Here is a 17,317-nt window from a genome sequence, read left to right on the forward strand (position 1 = left end):
CGGGCAGGCGGCCAGATGAAACGCACGACGGGACTGACATGGCAAAGGTTGCAGGTCTGGACAGCAATGGCCCACTGGGCCGACCGCAGCACGTTCCCCAACGGCAATCAGGGCTGACTGATGAGGGTTGGAGCGTTGAAAGGATCATCATCAGGCGGCGTGTCCGGTGTCACCTTCGGAAAACCACGACTGTTGACGGCAGTGGATTTGGTCAGATAGCTCCCCAGGGCCACCGCCATTTCACGCGCCGTAGGACGCCGGGCCGGGTCCTTTTCCATGGCTTGCGCCACCAGACGACTGAGTTCCAGTGGAACGTCGGGCACGACCTCGTGAACCGGTCGGGGGTTGTGGGTCAGATGCTGGAGTGCGATACCGACAAAGCCGCTGGCGCTGATAAAGGGCAGCAGTCCCGTCAGCATCTGATACAGCATTACCCCGACGGCATAGACATCCGACCTCCCATCATACTCCAGATGATTAATGCGCTCCGGCGCCAGATAGGCGGCCGTGCCCACGACGACGCCCAGCGCGCTGACGAGCTGCTCGCCCGACAATTCTTCCCGTATCAGCTTGGCTACGCCAAAATCCACAACCTTGACAACCTCGCCGTCTTTTGTCTGGTGCAGAAAGATGTTGTCGGGCTTGATGTCGCGGTGGATCACACCTTCGGCATGGGCGGCATCGAGAACATCGAGCACTGGAATGAGAATTTCGGCGCACCGGGTGGGGGACAATGTGCCATACCGCCGCAACTCGTCGGAGAGCGAGTAGCCCCGCAACAGCTCCATCACGATGTAGGCAATCCCTTCCGCAGACACGCCGGAATCCAGCACGGCCACGGCGTTCGGGTGATTGACGCGACAGGCTGAAATGCCTTCCCGGCGGAAACGCTCCAGCGCCTGGGGAGAATCGTTGCCAGCCATCGGACGAAACACCTTGACAGCCACCTTGCGGTTGAGGGCAAGCTGCGTGCCTTCATACACAACACCGAAGCCACCGGCACCGATCTTCACATCCAGGCGGTACTTGCCATCGAGCACCTTGCCGGGCAGGGCTTCTGCCAGGGCACTGAACACCAGATCGGTGCGGCGTTGCGCTTCGTCGAGTTCTTCGTTCTTGCGCGCCAGGTCGCGGTTGGCTTCCAGCAGTTTAAGGTTCTTTTCAGCCAGGTCCTGATTGACAGCAGCCAGAGCCGCCGTCCGCTCGGCCACTTTGGCTTCGAGGGCGAGTGTCCGCTGGCGCAGCACATACACCCGCCACTGCATGATGCCGAGACCAAGCGCCACACACGCCAGGGCATAGAGCGTAAAGGCCCACCAGCGCACCCACCAGGGCGGGGAAATGGTGATGGAAGCTGTCGTCACTTCCTGCACGTGACCAAGGTAGTCCCGGCTGCGAATCCAAAAGGTGTAGGTGCCGGGCGACAGACTGGCAAAGGTGCGCCGACGGTCAGGCGTCCAAGGCGTCGGATGTGACTCATAACCAATGAGTTGTGTTGAGTACCGGGTTTCGGCGCTGCGAAAGAAACCCAGCAACTCATATTCAAACGTCACCTCATTTTCCCCGTGATGGAGTGCCAGGCGCGCTTCCAACTTCCGGGGTTGCCCGTTGACAAGCAGGCGCACAAGACGTGGCGGTGCTGTCTGGTATTCCCGGTTTTCAAGGCGCTCATCAAAAACGCCCAGACCGGCCACGGTGCCAATCCAGAGGCGGCCTTCACTGTCGCACAGCGCCGACCCACCGTTGCACTCGTTGCTTGGCAGGCCATCTTCGGTGGTAAAGGTTTCAAGTCGTGGGCGACGCCACCCCTGGCCGGCATCCGGCGTCAGACGCGCCACACCGCGATTCGTAAACAGGTAGATGCGCCCCTGCCGGTCGTGACGGATTTCATAGATGACGTTGTTCGGGAGCGCCGGGTCGGTGCTGTCATTCAGGGTATGCCACTTGATGCCGTTTTCCTGCCACTCACCGACGGTGACGCCGCCGTAGGTGCCCACCCACAGCGTACGCCGGTTTCCGTCCACCAACACGTGCAGGGAGCGCACCACGTCGCTGGAAAGTGTGCCGTTGGCGCGGTTGTACACTGTCCACTGCCCACGGTACAGCATAGCCACCCCGCCGCCAAACGTGCCGAACCACAGGCGCTGCCCACCTTCCGGGTCGGGAGTGGCGAGCATGGCCGTCACATATTCATTGCCCACTCCCGACTCGGCGAGGGGAAACCGGCTCCAGCGCCCCTGCTGCCACACGGCTACGCCTTTTTCCGTGCCCACGAGCAGCCGTGGTGTCCCGTTTTCATCGATCGTTTCCAGCAGGCTCCAGATGCCGTTGTCGGGCAATGCCCCATTTTCCCGGTTGAACACCGTCCATTGTCCGTTCTGAAGGCGTACCAGACCGCCCGTGGCGGTTCCGATCCACACGGCCGGGCCGCCGGAGACGCGGTCGGTTTTGAGCAGACACGACACAAAGCGGCTGGGGAGCGGACTGTTTTCCATCTGGAAGATTTCCCAGCGCCCCTGCCGCAGACGGGCCGCGCCGTGGTTGCGCGTCCCGATCCAGAAGGTGCGGGAGCCATCCGGTTCCGTGTATTCCAGCAGGGCTTTGACCCCGACGGTGGGGATCATCTCCGGGGGAAAGGTGACACGCTGCCATGAGCCAAGCCGGAGGCGCGCCAGTCCGCCGCTGTTCGTCCCGACCCACAGCAGCGGCGGGCCATTCCCTGTTCGGGTCTCATATATCGAGGTGACTTCACTGTTGGGGATGACCCGCGTATCCGCATTATAGAGCGTCCAGTTTCCGTTCTGGTAAGCGGCCAGGCCGCCGCCATTCGTGCCGACCCAGACCGTCGCGGTCCCATCCGGCTGGTAGGTCACGGCCAGGCTCCGAATCTGCTTCGTGCCGCCAAAGTCTTCCCGCACCACCTGCCATTGCCCGTTGCGGTAGGTTGCCACGCCATGGTTGGCAAAACCGGCCCACAGGGTACGTGTCCCGTCGGGTTCACGCACTTCACCCAAAGCCCGGATGTCATCGGCTGGCATGGCTTCTGTTGTGGTGGAATGGAGGCGTTGCACCTGCCCGTCCTGCCATTCAACGAGTCCGCGACTGGTCGCCACCCACAGCAGGGGTTGTCCGCCACGTTCCGTCGCCAGCAGGGTGCGAACTTCGTCGCTGGGCAAGCCGGCGTTGGACTGGTTGAAGGTCTGCCACTGTTGTCCATCGAAGCGGGCCAGCCCGCCGGGCGTTCCGGCCCAGAGCGTCGCGCCGCCGCCGGTTTCCGGGACCTCGGCCAGCGCCGTCACCATATCGTGGGGAAAGCCGGCCTGCCCGGACTGGTAGTGACCAACAAACTGCCCATCCTGCCAGGCAAACAGGCCGCTGGCATGCGTGCCAAACCACATCCGGCCGTCTCTGGACTGAAGCAGGGCGCGAACCCAGTTGGATGTTCCTGCGCCGGGCATGTTGATGCGGTGCCACTGATAGCCGTCATAGCGCGCGGCCCCGTCCTGCGTGCCAATCCACAGATACCCGTTGGCGTCGCTGGTCATCGCCATGATCGAGTTCTGGGGCAGGCCGTCCGTATCGGTAAACGTGTGTGCGCCGGGCAGAAACGTCATCGGGGCCGACGCACTTGGGACGGCTGGCGGACGGACCGGCGCAGCCGGCTTTGCCCCGGCACCTGTTTTCCGGGCAGGCACCATCTGACCAGAGGACAGGCACAACAGCAGGCCAAACCCGGCCCGGAGCGCCCGCCAGGTCAGCTCGTGCCAGGTTGAACGCTGCCGTCTGCACCCTGTCATGGAAGCTACGCCGACGATGTGAATGACCGGTGCCGGTTTTCAAAGCACGCGGGGAACCTTGAAGTGCCCGTACCCGGACGCCGGGGCATTGGCCAGGGCGACCTCGGTTCCGGGTGGGGTGTGCGGTATATCGGGACGCAGGGCCGTATCGCCCACGGCACTACAGTGCGACATGGGCGGCACATCCGTGGTGTCCAGCTCATTCAAACGGTCGAAGTAGCCGACGATGGCGCCCATCTGTGCGGCCAGGCGATCAAGGTCAGCCGCCGAGGGACGCAGGTTGGCAAGCTGGGCGATTTTCTCAACATCCTGAGTGGTAATGGCCATCGCTTCCTCCAAAAAAAGAGCGTGAAAGCTGGAAGAAAACTACTCGATGACCGGGTCCGAGGCTGACGCCCGACCGCCACGCCGGTCGCTCCCGCGCAGTTTTCCGGTCTGGTCAATGAAATAGGACATCCGTCCCGAAGCCGGATAATCGGTAGGCACACTATAGCAGGCAAATGTGTTTTCTGAAGCCTCAATGAAAAATTGTGACATCCTGGCTTCGGAAGGGTCGTTCGGCAGAAAACCGGCGTCCACAAGTTCCGCCAGGGACGCATAGCGCCCGTGGGCGGCATGGAAGGACGACTCGACACGGGCAATCGTGAGCATGCTGGCCCGCGTCGCATTGTCCCGTGAGGACTGGCTGGCCGCAACAACAACCTCATCCGGGCTTTCCTGCTTTTTGCAGGCCGGACTCATCCCCAGCACCAGCGCCACACTGACCACCTGACACACACCAAACACAACCTTTCGCATGAACAGCCCTCTCCTGCTCCTTTGGTTTGCTCAACATGTTGGTTTGCTCAACCTTCCACGCTCTGTGCCTTCGGGTTGCCGGCTTACCCGATAGGCATTACAGGCCCAATGGGCAGCGTGGATGCTTCAGCCGCCGTGTGCCGGGAAGGGACCTCGGCGGCCGGAAACTCAAGGACGAACGTGGCCCCCCGTGGATGGTTCGGTTCGTAGCGAATCGTGGCCCGGTGGTCGGCCAGAATGTGCGCGACAATTGCCAGCCCCAGTCCCGTTCCCCGTTCACGGGTCGAAAAATACGGCTCAAACAGGCGGTTGCGGGCTTCCGGCGGAATCCCGACGCCGGTATCCGAAATCCGCAACCGGACGGTTTCCCGCGCCGCCGCATATTCTGTAGTGATGCGAATCTCGCCCCGCGCCGGTTTTTCGCCACCAGCTTCAATGGCGTGCAGCGCATTGTCAATGAGATTGACCAGACACCGCTTGATTTGTTCGGCATCGAGCAACACAGGCGGCAGATTGCCGGCCAGCTCAGTGGTCAATCGGACTCCGCCCAGCCGTTCGGCATACAGGACGACCGTCCGCTCAACGATGTCATCCAGTGAACCCGGCGCAAGCTGGGCATCAGGGAGCTTGGCAAAACGCGAGAACTCGTCCACGAGCCGCTGGAGCGTCGTTACTTCGCCAATAATACTCGCCGCACATTCCTCGACCGTTGCCCGGAGGCGCGGAAGATGCGCCGCCTGCCGCGCGACATTGCGCGCAATCCGCTCGGTGGAAAGCTGAATGGGCGTGAGCGGATTCTTGATTTCATGCGCCATGCGCCGCGCGACCTCGCTCCACACAGCGTTGCGCTGGGCCTGCATGATGGGTGAAATGTCGTCGAGCATTACCACAATGCCGGTGATTTGCCCGCCGGTGTCCGAAAGCCTCGTGGCCGTCAGTGCCACCTGCAGGGAGGGGCGGTTGGGCAACCGGATTTCGGTCTCCAGGGTCGTCTGGGGCACCCGCCGGGCGCGCCGTAGAAGCCGCTCGAAATCCCCCCGATTCCCCGGTGGCACATGCAGCAAAAATTCATCGCCGACCACCAGTGTCGCGCCCAGCATATTGCAGGCGGCGGGGTTGAACGTCGTCACCCGCCACTGCGTATCGAGCGAGACAATGCCAGTACACAGACTTCCCAGAATGGTCTCGATATAGCGACGGCGCTCATCAAGCTGTACGCGGTTGACGCGCAACTGCTGCGCCATGGCGTTGAAGGAATCCACGAGCACCGCCAGCTCGTCCTGGGCTTCGACCTGCACAACATAATCGAGATTCCCCTGTGCGACAGCTTCCGTCGCTTTGGCCAACGCCCGCAGCGGCACGACGACAAAGCGGGCCGTGGTGATGGCAAACCACATCGCGCCGAACATCAGAAAGAGCGTGACGAACCCCAGAATCAGCAGGTAGTTGAGCTTGAGCGTCCGCGACTCGGCGGCGAGGGTTGCCCGCTGGTTGGCCACCTGGGTCAGTTCGGCAATCTTCTGGTCGAGCACCGGCGGCATCGTACGCACAACCACAAGCACGTCTCTGGTTTCCCCGACCGGAACGGCCGCAGCGATAAAGGTACTCAGATTGCTCTCCAGATGGCCTGTCGGAAACGGGTCCGACCGCGCGCGCCGATGCAGACCGGCGATGAAGTCCGGTGGTAGTCCGGCCCAGTCGCCAAAAATGGCGCGGGGCTGTCCCTCTCTGTCCAGCCACTGGCCGGCTTCAATGCCGAGCGCCTGCGCTTCATCCACAAAAAGCTTCCGCGCCTGTTCCATTCGCGCACTTTCCGGCAGCTTTTTTCTTTCCGTCTGTCCCGGCGCTTTTTCGCCCGCCAGCCAGGACACCAGCCGGCGCCCGACGGCGCGCCCGTCATCCTGAAGGGAACGCATTTCGCGGGTCAGCACCAACCGCTGAATAGCCACGGCGCTCTCCCGGTAGCGTTCGGCCGGCAGGTTGAACCACTTGTCCAGACTGCGGTTCAACAGCCCGTAGGCAAAGAAAAACAGCATCAGCAGCGGCAGGGCGGAGACAATGAGTGAAGCCGTCACCAGGCGCGTCTGGAAGGAGGTCCCGAGCGTGCGCTGCCGCCGTTCCTGCTGCAACTTCATGACGTTGCGAATCAGCAGCGCCAGCAGGATGATGAGCGCCAGAAAGTTCAGCGCCGACAGCGCATACAGCATCCACGTCGCCGAAACATTGCGCGGCGCGAGAAAAGGCAGCACATTGAACGCCGACTGAACGACGAGCGCTCCCAGCAGCACGATGACGAGAATGAGCAGGGACAGCGTCCGTACCCGCCGCAAACGATAGGCGCGCAGCGCACGGGTCGCTTCCTGGGGGTTGACGATGCTCACCGGGTGCTCGGAAGACATGCCGACTGAAAAGCCATTCAAGTGGGATGCCCGTTAGTTGTAACACAGCCGCGGCCTGACAACCGACCGGTTTTACCTTTGCCCGAAACTAACCGCGCCATGCCCTCCGAACGGGATTTTCTCCGCCGTCTCCAGTCCGTCGCACGCCGTGGATGTCCTGATCTCCAGATTGGGATTGGAGACGATGCCGCCCTCATCACGCCGCGCCCCGGACGCCACCTGGTCGTCATGAGCGATGCCCTGGTTGAGGATGTTCATTTTCGCCAGCGCTACGTACCGGCTGCGGCCATCGGGCACAAGGCGTTGGCCATCAACCTCAGTGACTGCGCCGCCATGGGCGCGACGCCCCGGTTCTGCCTGCTTTCCCTGGCCCTTCCGCCTTCAGCGCAGCCGCTGGCCGAAGACATCGTACAGGGATTGCTGGCTCTGGCTGACCGGGTGCAGGTCAGTCTGGTCGGCGGAGATACCACGGCCAGCCCACAGTCCATGTTCGTGGACGTGTGCCTGATAGGTGACATCGCTCCTGGCTGCGCCGTCACACGCGCCGGGGCCCGGCCGGACGACTACCTGTTTGTGAGTGGAACCCTTGGCGCGGCTGCCGCCGCCCTTCAGGCGCTTGAGCAGGGGGCCGCGCCGCCTGATGCGGCTTCCGAAGCGCGGTTTCTGTTCCCGGAACCGCGTCTTGAACTGGGCCAACACCTGGCGGCACATGGCTTGGCCACGGCCATGCTCGACATCAGCGATGGACTGTCACTCGATCTGGCGCGGCTGTGCGAAGCCAGCCAGGTTGGCGCGGTGCTGGAAGCAACGGCGCTTCCCATTGCCCCGGCAGCCGTGGCGATCGGCCCCGATCAGACAGCCGCGCGTCGGCTGGCGCTCGACGGCGGTGAGGACTATGAACTGCTCTTCACGGTCTCTCCCCGGCAGGCGGCAACCGTGGCGGCGCTGAGCGGCACAGCGGCGGTCGGCGGCGTTTCCCTTACCTGCATCGGACGCATCACAGCCGGCCACGACATCACCCTGCACATAGATGGAGAAACCCACCCGCTTCCGGCGCGTGGCTATGATCACTTTGTGAGGCCCGGAGGTAGTGCAGGAACGGCCGCCACCTGGGCGTAACCGCCCCGCTGCCAGCGCCACGGGAGCAGGGCCACATCCCAGAACGGCCGCACGGAACGCCAGTTGAAACCGACCTTCGAGCCTTCCGCGTGATTCCACACCACCGGCACTTCGGCCACCCGCGCGCCGATGTTTTGCGCCAGATAGAGAATTTCCACATCGAAGGCAAAGCCCCGCACCTGCTGCGCCTGAAAGACGGGCAGAAAGACATCCCGCCGGAAGGCTTTGAAACCGCACTGGGTGTCGGCGTACTTCAGTCCCGTCAGAACCCGCACGAAGCGGTTGAAGCACCGGCCGGCAAACTCGCGCAGAGCGGACTGATGCACACCAATCTGCGAATCCGGCAGGTCGCGTGAGCCGATAGCCGCATCGTACTGCCCGGCGGTAATCGGTTCCAGCAGCTTGGGAGTTTCGGTCAACGGTGTCGAAAGGTCGGCGTCCGAAAACAGCACAACCTGGCCGCGGGACGCCAGAAAGCCATGCCGCACACTGTAGCCTTTTCCCTGATTGCCCGGATTGGACAACACCTGCAGGGAAAGCCCCTGACGTGCAAGGGTAGGAACTAGCTTTCCCGCAACCGTGGCTGTCCCGTCGGAAGAGCCGTCATCCACGACGATGACTTCCACCCCGCCGGCAAAATCCCGGAAGTAGGCCCCGACGCTTTCCAGCGTCGGGGCAAGACGGGCGGCTTCGTTATAGGCCGGGATGACAAAACTGAGAGCAGGAGTATCGTTCACGCAATGGTCACTTCCCGGGCGAGATACACATCCTGGATGAGGTTGAGCAGCTTGACACCTTCGGACATCGGCCGCTGGAAAGCCTTGCGCCCGGAAATCAACCCCATGCCGCCAGCGCGCTTGTTGATGACGGCCGTGCGGACAGCTTCGGCAAAGTCATTATCACCTGACGCACCGCCGCTGTTGATGAGACCGGCCCGCCCCATGTAGCAGTTGGCGACCTGGTAGCGCGTCCACTCGATGGGATGGTCCGTCGCCAGCTCCGAATAGACTTTTTTGTGCGTCTTGCCGAACTTGAGGGCTTCATAGCCGCCGTTGTTTTCGGGCAGTTTCTGCTTGATGATGTCGGCCTGAAGCGTCACCCCCAGGTGATTGGCCTGACCTGTCAGATCGGCTGCCACGTGGTAATCCTTCTCGGCTGTCTTGAAGGCAGCATTGCGGGTGTAGCACCACAGAATCGTTGCCATACCCAGTTCGTGAGCCGCTTGAAACGCCTCGGAGACTTCCTGAATCTGCCGGCTCGATTCGGGTGAGCCGAAGTAAATCGTCGCACCCACGGCCACTGCGCCCAGATTCCACGCCTGCTTGACCGTTCCAAACATCACCTGGTCGTACTTGTTCGGGTAAGAGAGAAACTCGTTGTGGTTGATTTTGACGATGAAGGGAATCTTGTGGGCATACTTGCGGGCGGCAAAACCCAGCACGCCAAAGGTTGTCGCCACGGCATTGCATCCGCCTTCGATGGCCAGCTTCACGATGTTGTCACCGTCAAAGTAGATGGGATTAGGCGCAAAGGAAGCCCCGGCGCTGTGCTCGATTCCCTGGTCAACCGGCAGGATGGACATGTAGCCGGTTCCGGCCAGCCGGCCGTGATCAAAGAGTTGCTGCAAGCTCCGCAGCACCTGGGGCGAGCGGTCGGATGGGGCAAAGACCCGATCCACGAAATCCGGTCCGGGCAGATGCAGGTGTTCGGCCGAAATGCCTTTCGCGCGATAGGTCAGCAAAGCTTCGGCTTCATCGCCAAGCAGACGTTCAATTTCTCCAATCATGACAGGAAAACCTCCGGGCAAAGATGATGCAGACAATCCACAGGAAAACTGCCGAAGCCGTTTTGTATCACAAGTGCTAAACTGCGGCGCATAACTCCAGGTTGTGGGCTTGGGACTTCCAAATGTACCATACCTCGTACACCTCAACCTGAAATCACGAACTCAAAAATGGTGAAGTGCCATGACTGAACCCGCCAAGACCAGTGTACTGATTGTTGACGATGACCCGACGATTCGCCTGACGGTCGGGGCCTACCTGAGTGGGCAGGGTTATAACGTGCTCGAAGCGGCTACCGGACGCGAAGCCATTGAGACAGCGACCAAGCACCGCCCCCAGGCCATTATCCTCGATGTCATCCTGCCGGACCTCGACGGACTCCAAATCTGCCGTCTGCTCCGTGAATGCAACATTCAGTCGCCGATTCTCTTCCTTTCGACCGACACCGAACTCGACACCCGGTTGCGGGGCTTTTCCTACGGCGGCGATGATTTCCTCACCAAGCCGTTCAACATGCTCGAACTCGGTGCGCGGCTCCAGGCGATTCTGCGGCGGCAGGCGATTACTCCTGACATCGAGGAGGTCATCGTCCGGGGCGACCTTTCCATTGATGTCATCCGGCGGCGCGTCATCCGCAACGGCAAGACGATTGAACTGACGCCAACCGAGTTTCGCATCCTGCTCACTATGGCGCGCCGTCCGGGACAGGTCTTTTCCCGTGACCGCCTGCTCGATGAGCTACAGGATGAGGAAGGCTACCTCCGCAACGTTGACCCGCACATTGCGCGGCTCCGGGCGAAAATCGAACCGATTCCCGGCCGTCCGACCTACGTGCAGACGGTGTGGGGGCAGGGCTACAAGTTCGAGTACGCCAACACCACCAACCCGTAAGCTCAAACCGCTGGCATCCTTCACACACCTGCCGGAACGTCCTGAAGCCGGCCGGGATGTCATCCTGGCAGGACAGCCACGGTGAGTCATGCGCCTGCTACACACGTCCGACTGGCACTTGGGCATCACCTTGGGCGGACACCCCAGGGAGCAGGAGCATGTGCGCTTTCTCACCTGGCTGCGCGGTATGCTCCAAGAGCAATCCGTTGACGCGCTGCTCATCACCGGCGACATCTTTGATGCGGCCAATCCACCGGCGGCGGCGCAACGGCTCTACTATGACTTTCTGGCAGGATGCCACGCGGCGCTGCCGACGCTCGACATTGTCATCATCGGCGGCAACCACGATTCTCCCGGCCGGCTCGACGCCCCGGCCGAACTGCTCAACCGTTTCCGCGTGCGCGTCATCGGCGGCTTCGCCAGCCAGCCGGACGGGAAGCCCGACTTCGAGCGCCTGCTCGTCCCGCTGACCAATGCCACAGGTGACGTGGCAGCCTGGTGTGTGGCCGTACCGTTCATTCGTCCCTCCGATGTGGGGCTGGCAGAGGACTTCCGTCAGGGCGCGCAGGCGCTTTACGCACAGCTTTTTGAGGCCGCACAGCAGCGGCGTCAGCCAGGGCAGGCCCTGGTGGCCACCGGACACGCCTTCATGGTCGGCGGACAGGTCTCCGACACTGAACGCCCAATCGAGTGTGGAGGTCTGTATGCCCTGCCGCCCGATATTTTCCCGGAGGATATTGCCTACGTTGCGCTCGGCCACCTGCACCGGGCGCAGTGCGTCGCCAACCGCCCCAATGTGCGGTACAGCGGCTCACCACTTCCGCTGTCCTTTGCCGAGCGTGACTATGCACACCAGGTCGTGCTCATCGAACTCGAAGGCGAGTGCGCCGCGCGAATCGAGCCGCTTCCGATCCCACGGGTACGTGATTTGTTGCGTGTGCCGCGCCAGGGGGCAGCGCCTCTCGCCGCCGTTCTTGATGAACTGCGCCAGCTTCCCACCACGCCCACCGCACCCGACAAACTGCCGCCGCTGGTCGAGGTATGTGTCCAGCTTGACCGCCCGCAGCCAAACCTGAAAGACGACATTGAACGTGCGCTGAACGGCGTCTGGGCCGAGCTGGCCCGGATTGAACTTGTCCACCCACAGCCGGACAGAGCCGCCTTGCCGGACGGTCTCTCACAAAACAGCCATACAAACCTCACGCCGGAAGCCATGTTTCGCGCCTGCTACCGGGACAAGCGTGGCAGTGACCCACCGGAAGCTCTGGAGCAGGCGTTTCACACGCTGCTTCAGGAAACCCTGCAGGAGATGACGCCATGAGAATTCTCGCCATTCGCGGTCGTCATCTCGCCTCACTGACGGACTTCGATGTGTCCCTCGAACAGGGGCTGCTGGGGCGTGCCGGACTGTTCGCCATTACGGGCCCGACCGGAGCCGGCAAAAGCACGCTGCTTGACGCGCTGTGTCTGGCGCTCTACGACCGCCTGCCGCGTATCAAGCGCGAAAAAGGCGGCTATCGCGTTCCCACTGGCGCAGACGAGGATGAAGCACTGCCATTTACCGATTGCCGGCACATCATCCAGCGCGGTCAGCGGGACGCCTACGCCGAAGTGGACTTCCTTGGGTGCGACAACAAACGCTGGCGCGCCCGCTGGCAGGTACGCCCGCCACAGCGCAAAACCTCCCGGCAGGGACTGCGCCCATCGGAAGTGGAGTTATTTGAACTGACCACACCGGGCGACAGTACATCACCGGGAAACAGCATCCGCAAAACCGAACACGGCAAGGAAGAAACCCTCAAGCTCATCAGTCAGAAAGTTGGTTTGAGCTACGAGCAGTTCTGCCGGTCGGTCCTGTTGGCGCAGGGCGACTTCGCGGCCTTTCTCAAATCCAGCGCCGAAGAACGCGCCAGCCTGCTTGAAGCCATGACCGATACCCGGCTCTACACGGCACTTTCCATAGCCGCCCATGAGCGGGCCAAACGCGAAAAGGAAGCACTGGAAGCGCTGAAACAACAGACGGGCCACCTCAATCCCCTTTCCGATGACGAACGCCATCAACTCGCAGCCGAACGGGAGCAACTTGAAGCGCGGTGCCGGGAACTTGAACGGCAACGCAGCAGCTACGAGCAGGCGCGGCAGTGGTATGACCGGTACGATGCACTGGAAGCCGCTTTCCAAGAGGCAAAGGCCGATCATGACGCGGCTCTTCAGGCGCGTCATGAAGCCGAAGGCCAAGGTGCGTACCTTGCCCGCCTTGATCAGGCCCATCGGCTGCGTCCCCTGTACGAAGACCACTTGGCGTCCGACCGGGAGCAACGGCAGGCAGCGCGACAGGTTACTGAAACCGCAGCGCGGCATGCCGCAGCCTGCCAGCGCCTTGACGCAGCCCGCAGCCGGGCGGAACAGGCCGAAAAAGACCTTGCCTGTGCCAAGGCCGAGCGCACGGCCCGGCAGCCGGCCATCGAAGCGGCGCGCGAACTCGATGTGAAACTTAACCAGGCCCGGCAGCAGGTTTTGGAAGCCGAACACCAACTCGAAGCAGCCAGGCAGGCGTTTCAGACGCAACAGCAGCAACTTGCGGATGCCGAACAGGCGCAGGCACAGGCTGCGGAGTCCCTTGCCCAAATCGGCCAGTGGTTGGAAGCCCATTCGCACCTCCAGCCTGTCTCTGACCAGCATGAGCGTTGGGAACGCGACATCAGAGCTTATCTGGAGGCCCGAACCACACTGGCGCAACTGGAAGAACAGGCAGCCAGACTGACCACCGACCTCCAGCGCGGCAAAACCGAAATGATGCATGCTCGCCAGGCGCTTCAGAACGCGGAAGCACAGCTTGCGGACGACCGGCAGGCATTGCAACGCGCCACCCAGCACCTTGAACATCTCACTCGCACCCAATCGCCCGACGCACGGCGTGAGGCACGCTGCCGGCTTGATGAGCAACGCGCGACACTGAATGCACTCCACAATCTGGTTGAAGCGGCCCACAAAGCTGAACACGAATGCGCGGAAGCTGCGCAGGAAGCCCAGGCCGCCCGCACGGCGCTGGATGCGTTACAACGGGATGCCGAACGCCACACGTGCAAGCTGTCTGTGCTGGAAGCCATAAGGAACGAGCGTCTCCGCGAGCTGCGTCTGGCAGAGGCCGCCGAAGAACTGGCTGCCCGCCGTCCCGATTTGCTTGTTCCCGGCCAACCCTGCCCGCTTTGCGGCTCCACCGAACATCCCGACGCCGACAAACCAGCCCCGCCCGGTGATGTTGTCGCCCGTATCAGAGCCGAAGTCGAAGCCCTTCAACAGCAGTGCGCTGCCTGCTCGCAGGTTGTACTGGAACTGGAACGCAGGATGGCGGCTGAAGAAACCCGGCTGGAGGCCGCGCGCCAGCGTCAGGACAAGGGAGCGCAGGAAAAAGAAAGCCTCCTGACAGACTGGGCAAAGCAACGGAGTCCAGGCCTGCCTGATTCACCGCTGGCGCCGGAAACCCAGCCGATGCTTGCAGCGGCTTCCAAACGGCTCGCAGAAGAACAACGCCAGCTCGAAGCGGAAGAAAACGCCTGCGAAGCGGCGCGTCGGCAACGGGACGCCGCGCAACAGGCCGTTGACCAAAGCCAGGAACAACTCCGCCAGGCACAGGAAACTTACCGGCAGGCCGAAAACGCCTGGCAACGATTGCACAGTGAGTTGGAGACCTGCCGGGTGCAGTACGCAACCCACGCACAACAGCGTGACCGCTACCTTCAGGAACTTGCCACGGTCTTTTCGGGCAACCGCGACTGGCAGGCGCAACTTGATGCCGACGCCAACGCTTTTCTCGCCCAGGCCGGAAGCGATGCCACCGCCTGGAAAGCACATGTTCAGGCCCGACAGGCAGCCACGGCGCAACTTCAGGAAATCGAACGCCGGATAGCCGCCCACCAATCCGCCCTTGCCAGCGCACAAACCGGGCTGGAACAAATCAAACAGGAGGCATCCGCCAGAGCAAGCGAACTCACAGACCTTGAAACGAAACGCGCTGCCTTACTTGGCGGCCAACCCACCGGGGACTTTTGCCGGAGACTCGATGATGCCATAGCGCAGGCTGAACGCGCTTTCCATGACGCGCGTCAGGCGCTTGCCGCCGCCGAACGTGAGGAAGCCCAGGCCACGGCTGATCACCGGGCGGCTGAGGAACGTCACCGCGAAAAAGCCACGGCGGCTGAGGCTGCCCGCCGGGCGCTCGATGCCGGACTGGCCGAAGCCGGCCTGTCTGAAGCGGAGCTGAATGACCTGCTGGCTGTTTCCGAAGCCGAACAGCAGCAACTGCGGGAGCATATCGCGGCGCTCGATGAGAGGGTCAGACAGACGGCAACCGTGTTGGATACCAGGCGGAAGGAACTCGAAGCCCACCAGGCGTCAGCACCACCGGACATCAGTCGGGAGGACATCCAGGCAAATCTTCCGGCCCTTGCAGAGCAGCTCCGCAGCCAGCACCAGACCATTGGAGCGCTGGACGAAAAGCTCAGGCAGGATGCGGAGACCCGCCAACGCCAGGCGGCGCTGGCTGCGGAGATTGATGCGCAGGAAAAGGTTTACCGCCGCTGGGCCGATCTGGATGCGGTCATTGGCGCGGCCGACGGCAAAACCTTCCGCCTGTTCGTCCAGAACCTTCAGTTCCAAACCCTGCTTGACCACGCCAACGATTATCTGCGGCGGCTGCGCCAGCGGTATCGTCTGCAGGCCGTCAAGGGTGCCAGTCTGGAACTCCAGGTTCTCGACCACGACCTGGCCGATACCGTACGCCCGATCAGCACGCTTTCAGGCGGTGAGACCTTTCTGGTTTCACTGGCGCTTGCCTTGGGATTGGCGGCGATGTCGGCCAACAAGGTCACGGTCAAGTCCCTTTTCATAGACGAAGGTTTTGGCACGCTCGATCCCCAGTCGCTTGAAGCCGCACTGGGCATGCTGGACGAACTGCAAGCCACCGGGTGCCAGATTGGCATCATTTCCCACATCCCGGAACTTGCCGAGCGGATTGGCTACTGCATTGCCGTCAAACCCAACGGGCGTGGCACGAGTCAGGTTGCCGTACTTGCCTGAGCCGGGGCATGATCGCGCGGTCATTCCCAAAATGTGCCTGCAAGGAGACAGCCCGCGCCATGCTGACACCGGAACAACAAGCCCAGTACAACGCCCTGCTGCTGAAGCAGTACAAGGGCACGCTTACCGCCGAGGAGCAGGCAGAGCTGGAAGCTCTCCAGTTGCTGCGGGACGCGCCAGATACCGCACCGACCGCGGCCAACATAGCCAACCTGCCGCCCCATCTGGCGCGTTTTGCCGTTGAAGTGGACCTTCTGGAAGCCGACCTGGCGGACATGTCCGGCAAAATTGGCGGACGCAGCGCCCTTGCCGAAGCCAAAACCAGGATGGGAGAAACCGCCACGGATGCTGCCCGGAAACCAGAAGACGATGGCGCACATTGAACGCGGCCGTGAAGTGCTGCGGGTGGAAGCCGAAGCCGTGGCGCGTCTCGTGCACCGGCTCGATGAGCATTTTGCACGGGCGGTGGACATCATTCTCGCCGGACGCGGGCATGTGGTCACACTGGGCATGGGCAAAAGCGGTTTCGTGGCGCGCAAGACTTCGGCAACGCTGGCCAGTCTGGGGACGCCTTCGTTTTTTCTGCATCCGGCCGAAGCCGCCCATGGCGACATCGGGCGCGTAACCGCCGAAGATGTCATCCTGGTGTTTTCACACAGCGGGGAAACCGAAGAAATCGTCCGGCTGCTGCCCAGCTTTCGGGACCTGGCGCTGCCGCTGATGGCCATTCTGGGACGGACGGACTCGACCATCGGGCGGGCAGCGCAGGTGGTGCTGGAAACAGCCGTGGATGCTGAAGCCTGTCCACTCAATCTGGCCCCGACGGCCTCGACGACAGCCGCCATGGCGCTCGGTGATGCTCTGGCCGTCGCCGTCGGTGCGGCCCGGGGCTTTGCCGCCGAAGACTTTGCCCGGCGACATCCGGGCGGCAAGCTGGGACGCGAACTGCTGCGTGTCGCCGATGTCATGCACGTGGGGGCGGAGGTTCCGACCGTCCAGCCGACAACCCTGATGCCGGACATCATCCACGAAATTTCACGCAAAGGCTTTGGCATCACTACCGTCGTGGACAGCGAACGGCGGCTGCTCGGCGTCATTTCCGACGGCGATCTGCGGCGGCTGATGGAGCATCAGCCGGAAGCCTTCCTGCAGCTTACGGCGGCCGCCGCGCTCGAAGGGCGGCAGACACGGCATCCACGTCCACGCACGGCGCGGGCAACCGACCGGGCGGTGGCGGCGCTGCGGGCTATGGAAGCGTACCGTATCACCTCGCTGGTCGTTGTGGATGCCCAACAGCGCGTTGAAGGGCTGCTCCATCTCCACGATCTCTGGGGTGTGCTGTCGCCGGCGGGGGCAGAACCGCGCATTTGACAGCCGGTTTGACAGCCGGGCCGGGGCTTTGCCAGAGTCGCCCCGTGCAGACCCTGAACTTTTCCCAGTTTCCGACTCC

The 17,317-nt window shown here is 62.5% G+C and carries 12 protein-coding genes; 6 read left to right on the forward strand and 6 right to left on the reverse strand.

Translation table 11 applies throughout. The features are described 5' to 3' along the window. Positions 1-107: 107 nt before the first annotated feature. The 4 genes from J8C01_RS08525 to J8C01_RS08540 all read right to left on the reverse strand — a co-directional run bounded on the left by J8C01_RS08525 (position 108) and on the right by J8C01_RS08540 (position 6,994). Positions 108-3,797: a protein kinase domain-containing protein gene (locus J8C01_RS08525; RefSeq protein ID WP_211431629.1), complete on the reverse strand. Its 3,690-nt coding sequence runs from the start codon at positions 3,795-3,797 to the stop codon at positions 108-110. Between the two features lie 39 nt (positions 3,798-3,836). Beyond that, entirely contained in the window at positions 3,837-4,124 is a 288-nt protein-coding gene (gatC, locus tag J8C01_RS08530) for an Asp-tRNA(Asn)/Glu-tRNA(Gln) amidotransferase subunit GatC (protein ID WP_014100212.1), read from the reverse strand. Positions 4,125-4,163: 39 nt separating this feature from the next. Then, positions 4,164-4,595 (reverse strand): hypothetical protein, encoded by a 432-nt coding sequence (locus J8C01_RS08535; RefSeq protein ID WP_014100213.1) that lies wholly within the window; start codon positions 4,593-4,595, stop codon positions 4,164-4,166. An 83-nt stretch (positions 4,596-4,678) separates the two neighbouring features. Continuing rightward, positions 4,679-6,994, reverse strand: coding sequence for a sensor histidine kinase (locus J8C01_RS08540; protein WP_211431630.1), 2,316 nt, complete (start codon positions 6,992-6,994; stop codon positions 4,679-4,681). A gap of 78 nt (positions 6,995-7,072) precedes the next feature. Here J8C01_RS08540 and thiL point away from each other — a divergent pair, with 78 nt between their 5' ends. Further along, positions 7,073-8,113 (forward strand): thiamine-phosphate kinase, encoded by a 1,041-nt coding sequence (gene thiL / locus J8C01_RS08545; RefSeq protein ID WP_211431631.1) that lies wholly within the window; start codon positions 7,073-7,075, stop codon positions 8,111-8,113. Here the strand turns inward: thiL and J8C01_RS08550 are convergent. Next, positions 8,062-8,850 carry a dolichyl-phosphate beta-glucosyltransferase gene (locus J8C01_RS08550; RefSeq protein ID WP_211431632.1) on the reverse strand — a complete coding sequence of 263 codons (789 nt, stop codon included), beginning with the start codon at positions 8,848-8,850 and terminating at the stop codon, positions 8,062-8,064. The two genes, thiL and J8C01_RS08550, sit on opposite strands and share 52 nt — an antisense overlap. After that, positions 8,847-9,899, reverse strand: a complete 1,053-nt coding sequence (locus J8C01_RS08555; protein WP_211431633.1) for a class I fructose-bisphosphate aldolase — start codon at positions 9,897-9,899, stop codon at positions 8,847-8,849. The genes J8C01_RS08550 and J8C01_RS08555 overlap by 4 nt, the downstream gene beginning before the upstream one ends. Positions 9,900-10,080: 181 nt before the next feature. On the opposite strand from J8C01_RS08555, the gene J8C01_RS08560 reads away from it, so the two are divergent. From J8C01_RS08560 to J8C01_RS08580, 5 genes are all read left to right on the forward strand, one after another. Beyond that, positions 10,081-10,788 (forward strand): response regulator transcription factor, encoded by a 708-nt coding sequence (locus tag J8C01_RS08560; RefSeq protein ID WP_211431634.1) that lies wholly within the window; start codon positions 10,081-10,083, stop codon positions 10,786-10,788. 88 nt (positions 10,789-10,876) lie between these two features. Then, a complete protein-coding gene (locus J8C01_RS08565) occupies positions 10,877-12,109 on the forward strand; it encodes an exonuclease SbcCD subunit D (RefSeq protein WP_211431635.1) in 1,233 nt (410 codons plus the stop codon). Further along, a complete protein-coding gene (locus J8C01_RS08570) occupies positions 12,106-15,867 on the forward strand; it encodes an AAA family ATPase (RefSeq protein ID WP_211431636.1) in 3,762 nt (1,253 codons plus the stop codon). The genes J8C01_RS08565 and J8C01_RS08570 overlap by 4 nt, the downstream gene beginning before the upstream one ends. A 59-nt stretch (positions 15,868-15,926) precedes the next feature. Further along, positions 15,927-16,250, forward strand: a complete 324-nt coding sequence (locus J8C01_RS08575) for a hypothetical protein (RefSeq protein ID WP_211431637.1) — start codon at positions 15,927-15,929, stop codon at positions 16,248-16,250. Further along, positions 16,237-17,238 (forward strand): KpsF/GutQ family sugar-phosphate isomerase, encoded by a 1,002-nt coding sequence (locus J8C01_RS08580; RefSeq protein ID WP_211431638.1) that lies wholly within the window; start codon positions 16,237-16,239, stop codon positions 17,236-17,238. Before J8C01_RS08575 ends, J8C01_RS08580 begins: the two co-directional genes overlap by 14 nt. The last annotated feature ends 79 nt before the right edge of the window (positions 17,239-17,317 follow it).

The organism is Chloracidobacterium sp. D (assembly GCF_018304685.1).
GTDB classification, from domain to species: Bacteria; Acidobacteriota; Blastocatellia; order Chloracidobacteriales; family Chloracidobacteriaceae; genus Chloracidobacterium; species Chloracidobacterium thermophilum.

Bases quoted from the DNA above. Each gene is read 5' to 3' on its own strand.
- gatC (WP_014100212.1), bottom strand. From the start codon at position 4,124: ATGGCCATTACCACTCAGGATGTTGAGAAAATCGCCCAGCTTGCCAAC.
- J8C01_RS08525 (WP_211431629.1), bottom strand. From the start codon at position 3,797: ATGACAGGGTGCAGACGGCAGCGTTCAACCTGGCACGAGCTGACCTGG.
- J8C01_RS08575 (WP_211431637.1), top strand. From the start codon at position 15,927: ATGCTGACACCGGAACAACAAGCCCAGTACAACGCCCTGCTGCTGAAG.
- J8C01_RS08565 (WP_211431635.1), top strand. From the start codon at position 10,877: ATGCGCCTGCTACACACGTCCGACTGGCACTTGGGCATCACCTTGGGC.
- J8C01_RS08535 (WP_014100213.1), bottom strand. From the start codon at position 4,595: ATGCGAAAGGTTGTGTTTGGTGTGTGTCAGGTGGTCAGTGTGGCGCTG.
- J8C01_RS08560 (WP_211431634.1), top strand. From the start codon at position 10,081: ATGACTGAACCCGCCAAGACCAGTGTACTGATTGTTGACGATGACCCG.
- J8C01_RS08580 (WP_211431638.1), top strand. From the start codon at position 16,237: ATGGCGCACATTGAACGCGGCCGTGAAGTGCTGCGGGTGGAAGCCGAA.
- J8C01_RS08555 (WP_211431633.1), bottom strand. From the start codon at position 9,899: ATGATTGGAGAAATTGAACGTCTGCTTGGCGATGAAGCCGAAGCTTTG.
- J8C01_RS08540 (WP_211431630.1), bottom strand. From the start codon at position 6,994: ATGTCTTCCGAGCACCCGGTGAGCATCGTCAACCCCCAGGAAGCGACC.
- J8C01_RS08570 (WP_211431636.1), top strand. From the start codon at position 12,106: ATGAGAATTCTCGCCATTCGCGGTCGTCATCTCGCCTCACTGACGGAC.